This is a genomic window from Vibrio sp. 05-20-BW147 (genome assembly GCF_013369385.1).
GTDB classification, from domain to species: domain Bacteria; phylum Pseudomonadota; class Gammaproteobacteria; order Enterobacterales; family Vibrionaceae; genus Vibrio; species Vibrio floridensis.
This window is the reverse complement of the sequence record NZ_SZTO01000004.1, coordinates 1-19,585: the sequence shown is the minus strand read 5'-3', so window position 1 is coordinate 19,585 and position 19,585 is coordinate 1. Positions and strand designations below refer to the sequence as shown.

Annotated in this window: 11 protein-coding genes and 2 pseudogenes; 12 read left to right on the top strand and 1 reads right to left on the bottom strand. The window is 45.7% G+C overall.

The annotated features are described in order from the left end of the window. Positions 1 to 326: 326 nt before the first annotated feature. The gene (locus tag FC652_RS04470) at positions 327 to 1,874 is read left to right on the top strand and encodes a helix-turn-helix domain-containing protein (protein WP_176297634.1); all 1,548 of its coding nucleotides are present in this window, start codon (positions 327 to 329) and stop codon (positions 1,872 to 1,874) included. Between the two features lie 77 nt (positions 1,875 to 1,951). Here FC652_RS04470 and FC652_RS04465 read toward each other — a convergent pair whose 3' ends face one another. Beyond that, positions 1,952 to 3,436 carry a histidine kinase N-terminal 7TM domain-containing protein gene (locus tag FC652_RS04465; protein ID WP_176297633.1) on the bottom strand — a complete coding sequence of 495 codons (1,485 nt, stop codon included), beginning with the start codon at positions 3,434 to 3,436 and terminating at the stop codon, positions 1,952 to 1,954. A gap of 229 nt (positions 3,437 to 3,665) precedes the next feature. Between FC652_RS04465 and FC652_RS04460 the strand changes: the two genes are divergently transcribed. The 11 genes and pseudogenes from FC652_RS04460 to FC652_RS20525 all read left to right on the top strand — a co-directional run. Next, on the top strand, positions 3,666 to 4,640 hold the full coding sequence (locus FC652_RS04460) for an autotransporter domain-containing protein (RefSeq protein WP_217904521.1): 975 nt from the start codon (positions 3,666 to 3,668) through the stop codon (positions 4,638 to 4,640). A gap of 47 nt (positions 4,641 to 4,687) precedes the next feature. After that, positions 4,688 to 8,095, top strand: a complete 3,408-nt coding sequence (locus FC652_RS04455; protein ID WP_176297632.1) for a hypothetical protein — start codon at positions 4,688 to 4,690, stop codon at positions 8,093 to 8,095. Positions 8,096 to 8,342: 247 nt separating this feature from the next. Next, positions 8,343 to 9,656: a DUF1566 domain-containing protein gene (locus FC652_RS04450; protein WP_217904520.1), complete on the top strand. Its 1,314-nt coding sequence runs from the start codon at positions 8,343 to 8,345 to the stop codon at positions 9,654 to 9,656. Positions 9,657 to 9,791: 135 nt separating this feature from the next. Next, positions 9,792 to 10,337: a DUF1566 domain-containing protein gene (locus FC652_RS04445; RefSeq protein WP_176297630.1), complete on the top strand. Its 546-nt coding sequence runs from the start codon at positions 9,792 to 9,794 to the stop codon at positions 10,335 to 10,337. Between the two features lie 111 nt (positions 10,338 to 10,448). Beyond that, entirely contained in the window at positions 10,449 to 11,330 is an 882-nt protein-coding gene (locus FC652_RS04440) for an ankyrin repeat domain-containing protein (protein ID WP_176297629.1), read from the top strand. Positions 11,331 to 11,632: 302 nt separating this feature from the next. Beyond that, entirely contained in the window at positions 11,633 to 12,079 is a 447-nt protein-coding gene (locus FC652_RS04435) for a hypothetical protein (RefSeq protein ID WP_176297628.1), read from the top strand. A gap of 10 nt (positions 12,080 to 12,089) precedes the next feature. Further along, the gene (locus tag FC652_RS04430) at positions 12,090 to 14,645 is read left to right on the top strand and encodes a hypothetical protein (RefSeq protein WP_176297627.1); all 2,556 of its coding nucleotides are present in this window, start codon (positions 12,090 to 12,092) and stop codon (positions 14,643 to 14,645) included. 10 nt (positions 14,646 to 14,655) lie between these two features. Then, complete coding sequence (locus tag FC652_RS04425; protein ID WP_176297626.1) at positions 14,656 to 16,968, top strand: hypothetical protein; 2,313 nt, start codon at positions 14,656 to 14,658, stop codon at positions 16,966 to 16,968. Positions 16,969 to 17,168: 200 nt separating this feature from the next. Next, the gene (locus FC652_RS04420) at positions 17,169 to 17,678 is read left to right on the top strand and encodes a YqiA/YcfP family alpha/beta fold hydrolase (protein ID WP_176297625.1); all 510 of its coding nucleotides are present in this window, start codon (positions 17,169 to 17,171) and stop codon (positions 17,676 to 17,678) included. 127 nt (positions 17,679 to 17,805) lie between these two features. Beyond that, positions 17,806 to 19,290 (top strand): annotated as a pseudogene (locus tag FC652_RS04415) (DUF1566 domain-containing protein); the annotation flags it as partial. Between the two features lie 135 nt (positions 19,291 to 19,425). Then, positions 19,426 to 19,585, top strand: a pseudogene (locus tag FC652_RS20525) (DUF1566 domain-containing protein); the annotation flags it as partial.

Genomic DNA, 19,585 nt, shown 5'->3' with positions numbered 1-19,585 from the left:
CACAGCTGAAAAAACGCGGGTGTGATTTCATCCACAAAAAGCTGTTCCATTTCAGTTGGTTGATCGTTAAAAACACACTATCGCTGAAATAGGTTTCAAACACCATCTTAATGGACAAACGACACAGAGAGGGGTTTATTTTCCTCGGTGGCGTAGCGTTACCCACGGATAAGATAAGATAGAAAACCATGAAAATTGTAAGATTTAGCACTAAGTGTCATAGCATTATAAATGTGATCTTCATTCATAAAATGTCATTGCTAATATAAGGAATATCTTGAAAATGGTACTGATTCTCGAAGTTGATTCATCAGGAAAAGGAAGCGATGTCACTACTAATTGCTACAGCGATGTTGGTTACGGGGTTACTTGGTTACTTCCTTTCTTGTTCTCTTTCTAAGCGCCGTCATCTCCAAGCTCAACTTCAGCAAGTAAACCAGCAGTTAGACAAAACAGCACATCTTGCTCAACACGCTCAATTAGCGAATCGTCAGTTAATCGAAGTGATAAAAAAAGAGCTTCAAATGCTTACGCCGTACATCGTGCACGTACACGGAAAAGAGATAGAACATCGCATCCGTTCACTGTTGTCGCTTGCCAGCCCAGATCAGGTTCTAGATGGTAGTGAGCTTGATTCATTGATCTTATTACAGCCTTGGTTGAAATCGAAACTTGAAGGCTTTCATCAAACCGAGACTAATCACACCATCATTCACGCGAGAGCAATGCCAGCACTTATTTTGCGAACCAATCGCGAGCTACTTGATTCGGCGTTGGTCAAGTGTTGTGAGTTGTTGACAAAACAAGACCAGCAGCAAACTTATCTTTTGGATGCAGAGTTTGGCGCCCATTTTGAACTGCGCCTGGTTAACGAGTCTCCTGCAACGGGCCCACTTACATCATGTCACGATGTTGAATACCTTTTTCTTGCCAAACGAGTAACCGAATCAGGTGGCGAATTCGGGATTATCTGCGATGGCAATGCGATCAGCTCCGCTGTCATCAGGCTCCCCGCCAATTTACTGCCACTTGAAGTAACCATGCCGCGTCCTGCGATTCATCAACAAGGTATGGCGGACAAAAGCAAACCACAAATCTTGGTTGTTGAAAGTGACCCAGAAATGCTCGAATGGCTGGAATTTCATCTTTCTCCAGAGTTCAGGATCATTTGGTGCCAGAATTTACAAGGTGCTGAGTATGAGTTGGAGCAGGGCAGTCCAGAACTGATTCTGTGTGATTCTCAGCTCGATGATGGTACGGCGATAGATTGGTTGCAGACATTGCGACATCGGGAAGAGTGCTCAACGATACCCTTTGTCATTTGCAGTATGAACGCCTGTGAACAAAGTCGCCTAGCGGCATGGCAAGCCAGTGCCGATGATTGCGTGCGGAAAAGTATCGAACCTATGATTTTGATCGCGCGGTTAAACGCCCTCATCGAAAACCGACGCATTATTCAGCAAAGAATGCTTAATTTGGCCCTAAATCGCCATAAAATCACCGAAGAGATTGACCTTGATATGGACATCAAGGTGGAGAACACGGTCGATAACGAGTTTGTTGAGCAGTTGAGATTGGTTTTTGACCGATATTTGACCTCTCACGAGCTGACCGTGGAGTTTATGGCTGAACAGTTCCATATGAGCGTGCGCTCTTACCAGAGACGGATACAAGCAGTGTTTGGTATTTCGTACACACAGTATTTGAAACACGTTCAGTTTGAAATTGCCAAAGAAGCGCTTGCGTCTGGCCTGAGCGTAAAAGAAGCCGCGTTTAACGCAGGTTTTCGCGATCAAGCCTACTTTGGCCGAGCGTTTCGTAAAGAGTTTGGTGTAACTCCAACTCAGTATAAAAAGGCATTAAAATCCTCGTAATCCATAAACCTTGTCACCGCTTTCTCGGTGTTGGTGTGTACAAACAACTCTCAAGCCATGCCTTTTGCGTTGGACGATTACGCTGAGGTTTGCTCCACCCAGTCCTGAACTTTGTTTTTACGTTTATGGCTCAACAGTCTATCCAGAACTTGTTTCATACTTTCTTCTGGACGATGTTGTAGGCAGGCTGAGTGTAGCGAGAGGGCTAAACGGCTTCGCGCTTGACGAATGATCTCTTGTTCAAGCTCCTGTGCTTGCTCAAAGCTGGTATCCGGTAAGACAATGATAAACAGATCACTCACATAGCGCGTCAGCACTGCATTGACGGGCACGATGGCGCTCAATAAATTCGCAAGTTGCTTAAGGCGCATATCGCCAATCGTATAACCATGAATGGCATTGACCGTTTTAAAACCGATCACGTCGATAACAACCAGAGAAAGAGGAGTCTGCTCGGTGCGTGCTGCGACAATGGTTTGAGGAAGTGTTTGAGTTATCGCTTGTCGGTTGAAGCAACCGGTCAGTTCATCGGTATTGGCCAAAGTAGAAATATGCGTCAGCATCTCTTCTCTTTCCGTCACATCTTGAATAGTGATCACTCTGCCTAGTGTGAGCTCGGGTGTTTTGCCAATTGGGTTTTGCTCAAATCTAAGGTACACACCGTTGTCTAACTTCATCACCCGATCGATGGTTGGCCAATTTGCCCCGATGATGGGGAGAGTTTCGATCGACTTACCGATGATCTTAGCGTCAATATCAGGTAAAAATCGTTGAGCGGCTGGGTTAAAGTCAACCACGCGCTCCTCCTCATCAATCACGATATAGCCGTGCTCGACACCATAAAAAATATGCTCTCTTGCGATGGGGGCGATTTTAATAAAATTATAGCGAAACACGCTGATGGAAAACGTCACCACGCAGAAAATAAAACCGAACGCACTTAAATCGAGGCCAAATGGCGTGGTGCCGCTCAAGGTCCATAGGTAGTTCAGCCAAGTGAGGGTAATACCGGACAGAATCATCACGATCTGCGGACGTAGAGCAGGGTGTGCGCTGACCAAACATTGGAAAAACATCAAAATGGAAGCAATCACTGCGACTTGAATATAAACCGCATAGATCCAATACAGCACGCCGAGCTCATAAGTAACCACAGAAAGGCCGTTAATGTGCTCCAGCTCAGTGAACGTAAACCCAGTGTGATGATAGCTATTAGTAAGCTGGCCAATCAGTACCAGGATGCTGAATGTATTCAGTGTCACAATCAGCCACAGGGGTGGGGAGGTTCTATTTTTGTAAGCGTAGGCAAAAAGCAATACGAAAGTGGGAATAAACGCCGCGCCAACAAACTCAATATCCAGCCAGAAATTGGCCGTATCGAGATCTTTACTGGTGAGCTCAAAGGCGTAACCAAAGGCCTCAATCGCATACGCTAGCAACTGGGCGACAAACCAAATGGTGACAGGTTGGTAGCGAATTCGCAGTGCCGCGATGGCTAAAAGTAAAGACAGTGCTGAACACAACAACAGAAACCAGCTAAAAATCGTTAACTCTGCCAACATCCCTATGACTCTTTTTATACCTGCTGAAAAACGCCGCAATAATAGTCTGTGGCGAACTAATTGCATAGTGGTTGTGAATAAAACATTGATCACGAATAATAAAAGCAAATTCGGACTTTGATGCCAATCATTCGGACTTTCGCGCCAAAGGCGTGTTAATTGTTTGATTTCGCGATTTAATTGCGACTAAACAACTAACAACAAACAGTTTGGCAAAGGAACCTCCTCAATGCGAATGACACCATGGACACACTGTCTCATCGCCATCTCTTTAAGTGGTATGGCTACCGCTGCCCTAGCAGAAAAGCACGGATCTTTTAGTGAAGTGTCGATCGGTTTTGAGCGCATCGGCTATAGCGAACAGTTAAACGATGTGGGAGGGCTAGGAAAGTTGTCTCAATCGGTCGCTGTGGTTAACCCAGCGATTCGGCAACTCTCTTACACGGGTATTAATGAACAATGGGGGCTGTATATTCAAAGTGCCAGCACTCTAACCACAGACATTGAAACGGAGTACTGGGAAGTTGGAGACTTTGGCCGAGTACAACAAAATGCCTTCAAAACCAAAGCCAATGAGTTAGGGTTAAAACTCAGTTACCACCAAACACCACAGTTGCAATGGTTGGCGGGTGGCCGTTTTTATACCAACAGTTTTACTCGCTCGAACTTTAAATTCGTTCAACCCGGAGCCGCCAAATTTGATCAAGCACTGATGGACCTGCCGCGAAATCCTGGTGATGAAGTGCCACGTTTTGTCCTACCTGGGCAAAACACAACCGATGGCACCACACCTCAAGCAAATAACCCTGACCATCTTGTCCCAGTGATCTCTGTGACCGAAGACCACATGGGCTTGATTGCCTTGTTCGGTGTTCGTTATGACACGCAGTTTGACCACAACAACAAAGGGCCTTGGAGCTGGTTTGTTGAAGCGGAAGCGAATGTGGACCTTTATTCCCAAACACAAAATACCCAGTTTGAAACCACCACACTCAGCGACTACTTCAGCGGTTATGGATTAAATGCGAAAGCGGGCGTTCGCTATCAGTTTCTTGACAACCTTTCGTTGATGGCATCGGTAGACAGTTACGTCAAAACCCGTGAAATGCTGGAAGGAACCTTAGAAAGCGGCCAACGCGTGCGTGTTCCTGAAATTACTTACTCAAATGTCGCTGTCGTCGTGGGATTGCAGTGGCGCTATTAATCGATGAACACACTAACAATGAAAATTTGATTGGCTGAGGATGGCAAATGAACAGAAACCCAAAAACTTGGATACACAGCCTATTGCTCTGTATCACCATGATGCTTACCGCCTGTGGTGGTGGCGGTAGCGATGGCAGCGCTGGTGGCAACACAACAGCACCCGCAACAGAACGAATACAAGCTGTGCAGCACAAAGCGATTAGTGTTCAGTTTGACGCACCAAAAAGAATCAACAGTCAGGGCACGTTAGAAGTCGTGTTGAGCGCATTTAGCCAAGAACAAGGCGAACTGACAATGGACTGGAAACTGCCTGAAGGCTTTAGTGTTGTTGAGGCAGGCGATGATGACAGCGACATCGTAAAAATAGATGACAGCAACATCGTAAAAATAATCGCGCCGAAAGTGACCAAAGACCAGGTGTATCAAATCGCCGTCGAAATCACGGACAGCGCCAATAACCTCGCGCGTTATGTGCATGACGTTAAGGTACTACGTAAAGTCTCAACCGTGACGATTACCGGCATGGTGACAGACAGTGTCATCGCCAATGCTAACGTGACCGCAGTATTGAACGGACAAGCGCTGAACACGGCGCAAGCGGATGCGAATGGCCAGTATGTGCTCGAGCTTGATATTGACCAACTGATTGCGTTGTCACTGCCAATTGAACTGCGAGCCAGCGGTGTGGGGGAGCAAGCGTTTGTTGAATTTCGTTCGATTATCCCATCGTTGACCAGCTTGATTGCACAAAGTGGCCAAACTGAGTCGGAGGCCGTCACCATTGACACTTCGGTTGATTTCGGCGTTAACATCACCAATGTCACCAGTGCAGTCAGTTCGTTGATCGCCTCACAAAACCTACAAAGTGACCAAGCGCTCAATCAAGCGTTGCTTTCTGTCGATACCCAAGAGGTGCTACGCCGTGCAACATTGATTAAGCTGGTGGTCGATAAACCAGCTGAGTATCAACTACCCAGCGGCGTTGAGAACACATTGGCATTTATGAGCAACGCCGATGCATTGCAAAGTATCGAAACCCAAGCTACGCAAAGCAACGATTTTGCACCAGTTCAGCAGCAAATTCTCCAAGACACGCAACTGGTTAGCGATAACGCGCAGTTGTCTGCGGCAGAATACATCGTGCAGTTGGCAGAAGAAGCGTTCGTTTTACAGCTCAATGCGGATGGTACTGGTTCGATCTACTCGCTAACAGGTAGTGAGCTCACCTGGACATACGCCAATCGTCTGCACACCATAACGGTTTCCAACCCGGTGGCGACCTACCGAGATAAAGAAGGTTGGCTAAAACGGCTGAAGAAAATCGAGCTGCAAGTGGTGAATCAAAGTAATGGTCGCGCTATGGCAAAGATCACGCGAGTGTTTGACCGTCTTCACAACGCCTCACTAGAGGGAGAACTCACATTAATCGAAGACGCGATGGTGATGGATACGCATCAAACGTTGATGGTGCCTTATCAGGAGCTAATTGGGGATTGGCGTGTTGAAGAAGCGATGCCTGTTGCTCAGCCGAACGCGCCTTTTACACTGCGTTTTGCTCAAAACGGCTTCGCATTGGACATTGAAGCGAATGAGGAATCCACTTGGTCTCTACAAAACAATCGCGTGCTGTTCTACGATCAAACCCCCGCGAGCGATGCTGAGCCAAGTCAAATGTGGTTTACTCGCCACTTATCGCCAGAAGGGCAGAGTGAATACCGTTATTTGGTACTAAACAAAGCACATCAAGAGGTCTACTACGGTACCTTTTTCAAAGTGAGCGGCTTACCGGTTGAACCGCCAGTTTCACTCCCATTGTCGCAACAGGCGCAAGTGCAAGATCCGCTGTTAGCACAATGTGTGGATGCGAGCAACGTAACTCACTTTGAAAACTTAACAGAGCTTTATTGTTTAGACTCTCAGCAACCGTTCCTCAGCTTGCAGGGCTTAGCCAACTTCACCAACTTACAAACAGTGACGCTGGCGAATGTACAACTCGCAGAACTGCAAGCGAATGAATTACCGAGTAATCTACACTCACTTTACTTGTCGTCATCCCATATTGATAACTTAGCATTAAATGGCTTAATGCAATTAACTACCCTAGAAGTGACGAACTCATCGCTCAACCAAATTTCGATTGACCAACTTACCCAGCTGAAAAGCCTCAACCTATCGAACAATCAACTGTTGAGTGTTGATGTTAGTGCGTTGTACGCGTTAGAAAGTTTAAATGTGACTGAGAATCAACTCACAGAACTTGATATCACCAACCTAACCCAATTGGTGAGCCTGAAAGCTGGCGGTAACTCTCTCAGCCAGCTAAATATGATCAACAACACCCTGCTAAAAGAGGTTGCAGTGTGGGAAAACCAACTAACCAGCCTTGAGGTTGGACACCTTGGGCTACTGGAATACCTCGATGTTGATGACAATCAGTTGCCAGCATTGAATGTGCAAAACAACATTTATTTGAAAATATTGAAGGTAGACAACAATCAACTGACCAGTTTGGATGTCACGGGTAACCTGAAGCTTGAAGAGCTATGGGTAGGCAGCAATCAACTTACCGCGCTAGATGTCTCTCCACTGACTTTGCTCTACGCGTTGACGGTGTCGTTCAATCAGATAGGTACCTTGGATCTTTCAAACAACACCGAGATGAGTAAGTTGAATGCGGAGTCATGTCAATTGACCACGTTAGATCTTTCTTCTCTGCCCTTGCTTCAGGAACTCCAAGTTTCTAATAACCAGTTATCGGTCTTAGATCTCAGTCAGAACCCGGAACTGACTTGGTTATTTGCCAATGACAACCAATTGGCAACCATTGATACCGCGCATTTGTCTCAACTACTCTCTTTAAGTTTAAATAAAAACAAGCTCACGAGTTTAGATGTGAGCAATAACCTCAACCTGATACAAATGGTTGTAGAACACAACCAACTCACTACGCTCGATGTTCGTACGCTAGGAGCGTTAAATCACTTGAATGTCTCCACGAACCAACTTGCAAGTTTGGATGTGAGCAATAACCGCCAGCTGCAAATGCTCTATGTAAGCGACAATAAGCTAGCCAACATAGACATAAGTCAGTTAGACAAATTGACGGACTTCGGCATCAACAACAATGGAACATTGGCTTTGGATGTCAGCATGAACCCACAGTTGGTCAACTTGCAAACAATGGGGAACTTGCTGACAGAGCTAGAACTTCGTCAACTTGGCAAACTTGAACACTTGGATGTTACAGGTAATCAGATCACCACTTTAGATGTGAGCCAAAACCCATCATTAACCTGGTTCTATGCGTCTAATAACGAATTAAGTACGGTATCTGGTATTGAAGCGTTACGCAAACAAGCTGCGATTCTCCTAACAGAAAATCCGTTAAACCAAACCACAAAGGATTACTTAACTAACTTACAACAGCAGGGATACAGTTACCTCTATTTCTAACCTAACCCCTCCGCCCGCTAATGCTGTGGGTGGAGGGTTATCCAGCTGCAACTTTCGTACTATCGTGCCAATCATTCGGACTATCGTGCCAATTTGATGCGCTGCTATTGATGAAGTTGATAATTTACAAGGAAAATATTCGCAAAATGCGCGCGACGCTTGCCAGCTGAGAAAAACAATCCTCTTTGCTTCACGCAGTGTGAACGCCCAATTTATGACCGCCCTATGCAGAAAAGGAAAACCTGTGATGCTAAGTAACAACCTCTTCAAATCGCTACTGTTCGCCAGTTTGCTGCCCCCCACCTTGTATGGTTGCGGCGGCGGTGAAAGTGGTGGGGATGACAGTGGACAAAATAGCGGTGAACCGCAAGTGGAGCAGCGTATTGTAGTCCGCACTGAAACATCAGTTGGAGGCGTGGTGATGCCTGAAAGTGCCGCTGTTGAGTTGGGTAAAAAGACAGTCTTTACCGTTCTACCCGATGCTGGCTTTAAAGTTGATACGGTAGTGGGGTGTGATAGTGCAATCGAGGGGAACAGCATCACCATTTTAAATGTTACTCAGGCCTGTACGGTGAATGTTACCTTTAGTCAGTTGCCTGCCGTGACCGATGTTCGACTCAGTAAAGGCCCCAGCAGCTTGTTACTCGATTGGCCAGCGGTTGCAGGCGCCACCAGTTACCATGTGTATTACGCGCGTGAACCGGGCATCGAGCCCGACAGTTACGCCAGCAAAGCCGATGGCACTTGGTTGCAAAACGTGCAGCCTCCGATCCGCATCGGCAACTTAACCCCGCATGTATGGCATCTGGTGGTTACCGCGGTGCATCCAGCCGGTGAAAGTGCGCCAAGTGGCGAAATAACCGCCTTTGCCGCCACCCAACCACTTAACGATACCGGCATCGATTGGTGCGCCGATGGCAGCCAAAACAACCTTGATTGCCCAGTACAAGGCTATGAGGGGCAAGATGGCGAGCATGGCCGCGATGCTCAAGCGGCAGCAGGCAAATTGCCTAAAGTCGGTGCTGGTGCGGTAGGCTTTGACTTTACCAAGCTAGATGCCAATGGCGAGGAATTAGCCGCCAGCGCCAGCGACTGGAGCTGCGTGCGCGATAACGTCACCGGCCTAATTTGGGAAGTCAAACAACCCGCCGGCAGCGCTGGCCTACGCGATGCTGCGCATACCTACACTTGGTACAACCCCGATAACAGCACCAATGGTGGTGATGCCGGTACACAAAACGGCGGTACTTGCCAAGGCAGTGCTTGTGATACTCAAGCCTTTGTCAATGCGGTCAACAGTCAGGGGCTCTGTGGTGCCAGCGATTGGCGACTGCCCTCAGTCAATGAGTTACTCAGCATTGTCCATAATGGCCGTTTTAACCTCGCGATAGAGCAAAGTTATTTTCCATATACGCCGCAATACGGTCCTTATTGGTCGTCTTCGCCCCATGCCAGCCATAGTAACTACGCGGGGTACGTCCACTTCAACGGTGGTGGCGTCAGCAACAGCTATAAGGGCAACTACCACAACCACGTCCGTTTGGTGCGAGCCGGACAGTGATTGGGTTTTTGGTAAATAAGCAGAGGTGATGCGAAAGCTAACTCAGTTGCCTAACGGGCGTTGCGCATCCTCTTCCATTGTGCGGCGGTTATTGCCCGCCGCGCTAAAAATGTTTTGCGATAAAGGATAGATATTATGCTAACAATCAATCATTACTGGCCACGGGCTTGGGTGTTATTGGTGTTAATGCTGGGGGTGAATGCCCATGCCAGCAGCTTATGTGCCGGTAATGAAAACACGGCTATTGCAGCCACTACGCCCAGCGCGGATTTTAGCGATAACGGTGATGGCACTGTTACTCACCATACCACCGGGCTTATCTGGCAGCGCTGTAGCCTGGGGCAAAGCTGGGATGGTGCCGATTGCACTGGCGAGGCCACTGTCTTTAGTTGGCCAGAGGCCTTAGCAGCTGCCGCGCAACATAGCTTGGCCGGATTCAGTGATTGGCGCTTGCCGAATAAAAATGAGCTGGCCTCGATTGTCGAATATCGCTGCTGGGAACCTGCGATTAATAACCAGCAGTTTCCCAATACGCCATCGGACTGGTATTGGTCGTCTTCGCCCGTAGTCGACGATAGTTACGTTGTGTGGAACGTTCGCTTCTGGGCGGGGAGTGTTTTCGAGGGCTGCTTCAGTTGCACCGGCTTAGTCCACGTCCGTTTGGTGCGTGACGCAAAGTGATGGCGTTTAGTGCTACTTTCAAGATTGATAACGGTGATCGTCATATCAATGTTATTGATTGAAATAAAAATGGAACCGTATTTATAACTAGTTAAATATAAAGGTTGTTTTATGTTTAAAAAAATATTTTTACTTTTACTTTTACTTTCGCCAGTTTGTGCTCTAGCTGAGCAAACTGTTTACGACCGTATGCTGGAAAAGGCGGTCAAAGAAAATGATCTAGCCAAAGCAGAAGAGATGATCAAAAAGGGAGGTACGTTAAATAACGCGAGTTACCATATTTTGATTCAAAAAAATAAGCCATCTTTACAAATGGCAAAATTATTTAATAAGTACAAATTGAAACTGGCTAGAACAGAGAATTCCTCTTGCCTCTTGGGGGATGTAATAGATTATGATCTAAAAGAAAAAGATCTTGAGTTAGTGAAGTACTTTGTGGAAATAGGAGAGGACTTAGATTGCTATTACAATAGTAATAGAACTGGAAAAGTTAGTGGAAGCTTGATTAATAGACTCTTTTATTTCCAAAAAAGCCCCAATCAAATTGAACTGAAAGCAATAGAATATGTGTTGATTTCCGGAGCAAAAAGGAACATAAATAAATACTATTTGCGAGATGATTTTCATATGGGTTTAGTCTACACCAAAGGGCACTCTTGGAAGCAAATGCCATATAATGCGTTCGATTTAATGGTAAAGCATGGTCTAGATCTTAGTGAACCTTATGCTTTCAAGTCAAAAGATAAAAACGGAATTTATGATGAACCATACTATATTCCTCACCTTATAATAAATGACCAGAGAAAAGATAAATTTACTTTTGATCTTGTTAAGCGTTCAATAAAATCAGGATTAGATATCAATGCCGTTGATAGACGGGGTTGGACTATGCTCGATTATGCACACAATGCTAAATTCGATGAGTTGGAAATATATCTTCTAGAAAATGGAGGAAAGTATGCCAATTTCTCGAATCTAAACAGTAATGGTTAAAAACCACAGGACTACCGCATGTCTGTTTAATATTTGATTAAATGGAGTGGCTTGCTTTTCAACTGCTCGATAAAAGAGGTTACGGTAATCAAATGTTACTCATTCTGTGCTCGATATTTAAACTCAAATTGGGCAACTAACGTTCATGCGCTCGCCCTGGTGCTAGACGCAGTATTGGGCGCTGGTTTTATAGTGTGGTGAAAATTTAGACGCTGGTATGGTTTCCCTGCTTATATGACCAATTATATTGCCACACTATTTTATGGTGGGAATTATCATTATTTTTTGTTAATGGAGTTGAAATGAAAAAAATAATTACGTTTTTATCTTTGGTATTGTTTGCTAACAGTGGTTTAGCTAACACCATGCCAAATACCGCACCCTCTGCTCTCGATCTCGATAAATTAGAGCAACAAGAGGAGCGTTACCAAGATTTACTTTCGGCAGCAGATAGGAATGACGTCTATGCAGATACTTCACGTTGGAGTTCTTATGTTGTTGGGGGAGGTAGCTTTATATATGCTTTGGCGACATTAGAAGAAACACGAAGTGGAGAATACACATTTAGTGAAGATGGTCGTATCGCTTTCTATGCGGGGCTCGCGGTTTTTGCGGCTGGCTATCTCGCAGGACAATATTTTGATAATCAAGCCTCCAGCCTACGTTCTGAAGCGAGCAACATTTCTCAGGGGTTAAGTTACATCCCTGAGAATAATGAGTTTGTTTATACCGTTACTTTTAAGTTTTGAGGTAATTGTCGTGGCTAAGAGAATCAGCTATTTACTGTTATTTTTGCTATTGGGTTGTGCTGGTCAGTTGTCCAATACAGAACACTTGCAGCATGGCTATCAATCCTTGTCTGAAAATAAACTAGATAGTGCTCAAAGCCACTTTGAGCAGTCATTAAAAGGATATGAAGCATCGGGTGTGAGTATCGGACAGTTTTATGCACTGACAGCGCTAGGTGAACTTAAATTGGCCAAAAAAGAGCCGCAATCAGCAATTGAATATTTTAATAATGCATCGGAGTTTGAATCAAAAAACCAGCTCAACTTGGATGTTGCAGTAAAATCGCATCACAAAGCAAAAGAGCGCGAGGCATATTATCAATTATCAAAAGAAAAGAACGATTCAGCCATCTACCATCAATATCTTTCACAACAAGACCCCGGTGAATATTCAAGGTTTTTAATCAATGAGTTGGCTAGGCTGACCAATGCAAAAGATGTAAAGGGCTTGGAGGAATTTTCCGAAGTAACAAAAGGGAGTTATTTCTCTCGGCAAGCACTGTTCTCGGTGCTGGAAATTGAATATGAAAAATTGGATGCTAAAAACATCTCTCAACTGAGACAGTTTATTCAGAAATATAACGACAAAAAAGTAAACACTTTGATTTCTGAACCTAAATTGGTTCGGGAAACAAACTTATACGACTCTCCGCAGTTTACAAATGTTAAGGCTCGTCTTAGCCCTGCGATGCAATTAATGGTGATCGAAAGTAATTCAGATGCCTTATGGGTCACATTAGAGAACCAACAGCATGGTTGGGTAATGAGTAAAGATGTAACGTTGGCGGCCAGCAAAGAGCAACAGAGACGATATCAATCAATTACTGCATCCAGTAGAGAGGCGATTCGCACGCTCTTATATAAAGACGCGATGTATTCTAAAGATACGGCAGTATTAGTCAGTTACTTAGGGCAATACAAAGCGCACAGCTCTGCAGCTGACGTGAAGAATCGACTAGTTGGTCTTTATAGAGAACAGAAAAGTGTGCAAGGTTATCGCAATGCGTTTAAATGGTCTGGTGATTCGAGTGATTTATCTTCCGAGTACGCATTGATCAAAGGTGAAGACGCACTTTTAGAATTTGTAAAGCTCTACTCGCCTGCGGTCGCGTTACCTGTGGTGTATTCGGCAAAGAGTGAACTAATAGGTTTATATCGTTCGAAACAAACGGTGTTGGGTTTCCAAAATGCTTACCTTTGGTCAAAGGAAAATGGCGATTTGAAATCTGAACTGGCCTTATTGACCTCAGAAGAGCAGTTGATTGATTTTTCTAAACGTAATACCAAAAATTCGGAAATTTCAGCCTTGGCCAAGGTGAAATTACTGTCGCTGTACAGAACGCAGAATACGTACGCATCTTTGAAGAAAGCATACGATTTGTCCGGCGAAAAACAGGACCTCATCAGCATTTCAAAGATACTGACTTCAGAAAACGACTATGAAAAATATCTAAAGGATTTTGCTAAGACGAAATATCAAGACGTATACCAACAGACCAAAGAGACCTATGTTGCTTTGTTAAGAGACAAGGGGCAATTTTTAGCACAATTCCGAGCGTATCAATTAACGTTGTTACCAAGTGATGGTCAAAAGTCACAGCAGTTGGCCAAAACAACGGAACACCATAAGATTTTGGAGGCTTTTGCCTTTGAATCAATCAAAAACAAAGATGGGCTGTTTAGGCTCGAGTTAACAGACTTAGACTCTTCCGTTGATGGCCGAAAAATCGCGCGTTGGGGTTGGGCTTCTGAGTATTCTTATGAAGTTAACGCCACCGCCAGCGTTGGTTACCAATTGAGGTTAGGGAGTAATGCGCCTTTTATCCCTCAGTATCATGATTTTAATGTGGTGATTGAGTTTTCATTCAATCTACCACTGGAAAAGGAAGTAAAAGCAAAGCTTTTCGGAGCGTCCACTACCAAACCACACATTAGTTTGGAACAGGTCGTGAGTTCGAGATTGAGCTCAGACAATGCAACGGCTCGGAATGCTGTAAGGTTTGGCGCATTTCAGACTGCGTATTTTGATCGCGGGACGCTAGGTGGATACACAGCGGTGTATCCCGATGGTGTAGCGAAAATATCAGCAGAAATTAAATCAGTGTCACTTGTTGCCGCAAAAGAACTGAAAGCCAAAGGTACCCAAAAGCTAGCTTTCAGCGCGTTTGCACAACTACCACCGGCACCAAGGCAATCAGGAACAATCTACTCGATAGTGTCTAAAACAGGTGAGCTTTACAATCAGTTCATTGGTGAAGATACAAGGCATATTGAATCGCAGAATGCAAGAATGGATGCTGTTGATGACGATACATACTGTGGAGCCAACGATACTTGCCATACTTTTGTCAAGTTTGAAAAAGATGGCTCCGCTATCATTCGTTGTACTAAAGGGATTTATAAAGGGCAAGAAAAATGTTTAAGCTTCAACAGTGACACAAACAAGTATGCATCTGGATGTTCGATAACTAATAGTTTTGCTCATCACTACACCTTTGAAAGAGCAGCTTATTTAGCCTGTGATTAGTGCTATATAGATGTCTACTGTATTGTCAACGCGGTCCCTAGCCGATCTACTCACACAACAAACTACCGCCCCGCTCTACCTAGGTTTTACCCAAACCCAGTGGCGCGGGGCGTTTAAAGCGTGGTTGCCGTTACTGCCAACGCTTACGCTGGTTTGGCTGTTTGCGTTGCTAAGCGTGAGTGACACTTTAAACCAGCAGCCCGCTTGGTTATTTACTCTGTGGGCGCAGGCGCTGATGTGTTTGGCGATGGCAGCGCTTACTTTGCTGCTGTGTTTGCGCAGTTATTTATTGCGCACGCTGCCCAAGTTTGCGCTTTTGTGCGTGGTGTATCTGCTGGGTGGGGCACTGATGTTATCGCTACCGCCACTTGGCCAAGTAGCGCTGGTGGCGGTGTTTTTCACTTCGTTACTGCTGTATTCGCTGCTGCCGTGGTCGTCTTGGTTGCCGCAGGTTAAAGCACTGCGTGAGGTGCATCAGCACGCTATTGAGCTGCGCCATACGCTACACCAGCAACAAACACAGCTGTTGCTGGTGGTGCCACAACAGGTGCCAGCATTGGCCAGTGCCTTGGCCGCCGATTTGCTGTTGCTTGTTGATACCCTTGGCCCGCAATACATCGATAAAAACCGTACCTTTGCCAGTTATGTGCACGATAGCGTCAATTTTTCTGCCTCACTCTGGGTGGTGCTGGCACAGAATGCCGCCGAAGGTGACGCCATTCATCGGCTTTGTCAGCAGTTTATTACCCTCAGTGACGAGCAACGCGCCGAGTATAGCGATGCCACCTACTATAGCGATTATCTGCGCCGCCAACATGCTTATTTTCCGGTGGAACAGCATGATGGTTACCAGCATTTGCTGGCGATTCAAACCGGGTTGTTACTGTGCCAACGCCAAGGCGATGCCACAGCCAGCTTGGCGCTGGACTTCAGCCTATACCAGTTACCACTGCTGTGGCGTGAACTGCCTATTTTTCCTGAGCGAGAAGAGCTGCCGCAATCGTTGCTGCATAGCCAACAGCGCGTCTTTTATCTGCTGCAACGTGACGCTTGCCAGTTGGATGTCGCGCAGCAAAATCGTTGGTTAAGATGGCTGCAAAACCTGCCAAAATGCACAACGCTTTTTCCATCGTTACTGGCCTCCTTTTGTGAGTACGATGCTCTTTATCCAGCACATCGCGATGCGTTTAGCCCAGCGGGGTTTGCCTATGTGGCAGAGCGCGAGCAGCGTTTCTTGGCAGCCTGTGATGCCATTGCTGCACGGGTTAAATCGCCAGAATTTGTCGTTTGGCACGCTAAACAAGCGCAGCAGCTACTCAAGCAACTAGAGACACCGCTGGTGTTCGCCTTCCACCAGTTCTTGCTCTACACCCCAGAAGCGTTATTGCTTAACTGGTTAAACTTGTTACCACCCCAAGGACGCGAGCAGTTTTATCAACAGCACCAACAGCGGCTTAATATTGACGTACGTGCGCTTTTTGAATCACAACGGCAAAACGCCAATGGTGATGCGTGCGACATGGCGCGCGTGTTGCGTTGGTGGCAGTTTGCGCAGCGCGTGGCTTTTTTCCACGGCGTTGCCGATGCCATGTGGGCCAAAGGCAACTATCTGCAAGATAGTCAGCGTTACGAATACGATACCGAAATGCGCCTAAACAATGCCTTGTTGCTGCCGCTAAGCCAACTGCCCAGCGCTGTGCTGGCGGTACTACAAGAACTGATGATCGATGTGCAGTCTCAGCAGCTGTCATTACAGCCGTTTGTTGCGCATTTGCAGACAAAGTTTGGTCCCTTGCTGCGCGTTTTACCCTGCGAGCATCTGCCATCGCCCATTGCTTGGTTATTGGCGCAGCCAAGCGCGCAAGCTAAACAACATAATCAAAGTGAAGAAAACCATGAAAGCGATACTGCGCCCAACTGGGCATCGCGCTTAATCACCACCTTGTGCCGCAATTATCAACATCAGCAAGCAGGGCAGCAGGCGTTGGCGTTCGAGGCATTGCTCGAACTCTTTTCCTTGCATCAAGCACGCTACCCCGTGGCGCAACAAACCAGCGAAGAATTGTTGCTGCAAATCCTAATTTCACTGCCCCAGCAAGGTTTCACGCCCAATCAAAACCAACAGGTGCTGAAACAAGTGTGTGAACTGCCCAAAGAGTTGGCCGACAAACTGCCGATAGAACTGTGCCTACGCTGGCGCGAACTGGCACGAATGACGTTGCAACAACATCAGTTGTTAGAAAAGTTGCCGTTAGAGAAAGACTATCAAGAACATTGGCGAAGGCAGCAAGCAATCATTCATTTTGATGATGCAACGCAGTGATTAACTTTATCAATAGATAGTATGTTAGTGATTATTGAGAGTGATTTATAAATGTGGCCTGATGCGAGCCTAATGAGTTATGACGGAAAGCATCTTATTAACGTTAATGTAGAGGTAAATGGCCTTTCAGGTATTAGGCTAAGAGCCATATTTGCTCATCAAGTAGGCTGAGCCTTCAATAGCGACTAAGGGGATATGAGTTGAAAGTTATCTTCTCACATGGAAAAGAAAGTGGCCCTTGGGGCAGCAAAATAAAACGATTGGCGAGCACAGCTGAAAGGTTTGGTTACCAAGTTGATAGCATTGACTACACCGATATGCTTGACCCCGACCTCAGAGTTGAACGCCTATTAAACGTGCTAAGTGGTATTGAAGAGGAAGTCACTCTTGTTGGCTCCAGTATGGGTGGTTATGTCTCTTTGGTGGCTTCAGAGAGCGTGGCAACAAAAGGCCTATTTTTGCTCGCTCCAGCACTCTACATGCCGGGTTATAAGAAACAGGAATACCATTGCCGAACTCATGTTGAAGTTGTGCATGGCTGGTCTGACAGTGTGATCCCTGCGGAACATTCAATAAAGTTTGCCAAGGTCAATCATGCTTCGTTGCATCTTGTCGCTGGTGATCACCGTCTAAAGTCTTCGATTGATGAGGTTGATGCACTGTTTGCCCAGTTCCTGAATTCCTTGGCGAAAAGCGACACAGGGTCGTAAGGCAAAATGATATTAAATATGGGTCTTAGTGACACAAAGCGTTAACAAAGATTGATGTAATTGGTGCGTAATAGTAATCGTAGAAAAGCACCCATGATATGGCTCTACCTAGATTGGGGTAAATTGGATGAAAATAAAACAAGCGTTATGGCTAGTCACTGTGTTTTGCACCAGTATCTCTATTGCGCAGGCTAATAACTGTAGTAAAGAAAACTGGGCACCTGATAGTCGTTACACCATTAAAAACGATATCGTGCTTGATAACGAAACGGGGCTTGAGTGGAAACGCTGTCCGGAAGGGTTGAACTGGAATGGCAGTGCTTGTACAGGTGTTCCGTTACAGATTAGTTGGAATGATGCTATAAAAAAATACGCATCTTTAGGTCGTGATTGGCGACTACCTACCCATGAAGAGTTGGCCACGTTACGCACCAGAGGAACGAGTGATCCACAAGACCTTCAACGTTCGAGTTGCAATATACCAGCGATAAACCAGCTAGTGTTCCCTGGGAGTGCTGCAACGGGCGTGTTTTGGTCTTCCACAAAAAAATATGATGATACGGCTTGGTTTGTCATGTTCACGGAAGGATTACTCTTCAGTTACCATAAAAAGGCTGCTGGATATATCCGTTTGGTTCGCTCTATTGGGCAGGCTGAATATATTGACAATAACGATGGGACTGTGAGCGATAAACGCACTAACTTAACTTGGGCGCGCTGTAGTGTTGGTCAAACGTGGGACGGTCAAACATGTAGTGGTACGGCTACAGAATTCTATAGTTATGATTTAATTTCCGTCATTAATAGCGCAAATGGTATCGTGACTGGTACCAGAGAAGTGGGAAAACCCTTTTGGCGACTGCCAACGGTAGATGAATTAGAAACGTTAATACTTTGCCCTAAAGGTTATGAGTACAAGGAACTTCCAAGTGGAAAATATGTCGCCCAACAATCTTGCTTTAAAGAATATTCACAACCTCGTATCGATTTAACAGCTTTCCCCAATACGCCAAAAGTTGGATCCGATTATTGGACGTCATCGGTTGATAGTGCTGATAGTGAAAAAATAGGAATAGTTGGATTTGGATCGGGCTTAACATTTTATCAAAAATCACGCTCGGATAATTATGTTCGGCTGGTGCTTGATAAGAGTACGTCAGTGTATGAGGTTAACGCTGATGGCACTGTCTACGACAAAGCGACTAACCTAGTGGTTAATCCGAATGGAACGGTATACGACAAAGAAACCAACCTTACTTGGATGCGCTGTAGCCTAGGTCAAAGCTGGGATGGCAAAACCTGCACTGGTGAAGCGAAAAAATATACATGGTATGACGCAACCAAACTAACACACCAGTTTGCGGGCTCAACCGCTTGGCGCTTACCCACAGTTGAAGAGCTGGATTCTTTGGTCTACTGCTCAAAAGGGCGTAAGCCATCAGCGCGCCCCAATAGAGAGTATGTGGAAGATACCAATGGCGCATGCCTTGGTGACAACTACCAAGAGCCAACCATCAATATCAGTGCATTTCCAAATACATCCGATGATTCGTATTGGTCGTCTTCGCCCTATGCCAGCAATAGTGACGGCGCGTGGAACGTCTACTTCTACAGTGGTTACGTCAGCCCCATATATAAGAACAAAAACTACTACCACGTCCGTTTGGTGCGAGCGGGATCAAATCCAAGTACACCTAAACCAGCGCTCTCTTCTTCTGAACAAAAAGAGCCGCCTGAAACCGTGAACAAATATGTGGTTAATCCGAATGGAACGGTATACGACAAAGAAACCAACCTTACTTGGATGCGCTGTAGCCTAGGTCAAAGCTGGGATGGCAAAACCTGCACTGGTGAGGTGAAAAAATATACATGGTATGACGCAACCAAACTAACACACCAATTTGCGG

Bases quoted from the DNA above. Each gene is read 5' to 3' on its own strand.
- FC652_RS04470 (WP_176297634.1), top strand. From the start codon at position 327: ATGTCACTACTAATTGCTACAGCGATGTTGGTTACGGGGTTACTTGGT.
- FC652_RS04465 (WP_176297633.1), bottom strand. From the start codon at position 3,436: ATGTTGGCAGAGTTAACGATTTTTAGCTGGTTTCTGTTGTTGTGTTCA.
- FC652_RS04460 (WP_217904521.1), top strand. From the start codon at position 3,666: ATGCGAATGACACCATGGACACACTGTCTCATCGCCATCTCTTTAAGT.
- FC652_RS04455 (WP_176297632.1), top strand. From the start codon at position 4,688: ATGAACAGAAACCCAAAAACTTGGATACACAGCCTATTGCTCTGTATC.
- FC652_RS04450 (WP_217904520.1), top strand. From the start codon at position 8,343: ATGCTAAGTAACAACCTCTTCAAATCGCTACTGTTCGCCAGTTTGCTG.
- FC652_RS04445 (WP_176297630.1), top strand. From the start codon at position 9,792: ATGCTAACAATCAATCATTACTGGCCACGGGCTTGGGTGTTATTGGTG.
- FC652_RS04440 (WP_176297629.1), top strand. From the start codon at position 10,449: ATGTTTAAAAAAATATTTTTACTTTTACTTTTACTTTCGCCAGTTTGT.
- FC652_RS04435 (WP_176297628.1), top strand. From the start codon at position 11,633: ATGAAAAAAATAATTACGTTTTTATCTTTGGTATTGTTTGCTAACAGT.
- FC652_RS04425 (WP_176297626.1), top strand. From the start codon at position 14,656: ATGTCTACTGTATTGTCAACGCGGTCCCTAGCCGATCTACTCACACAA.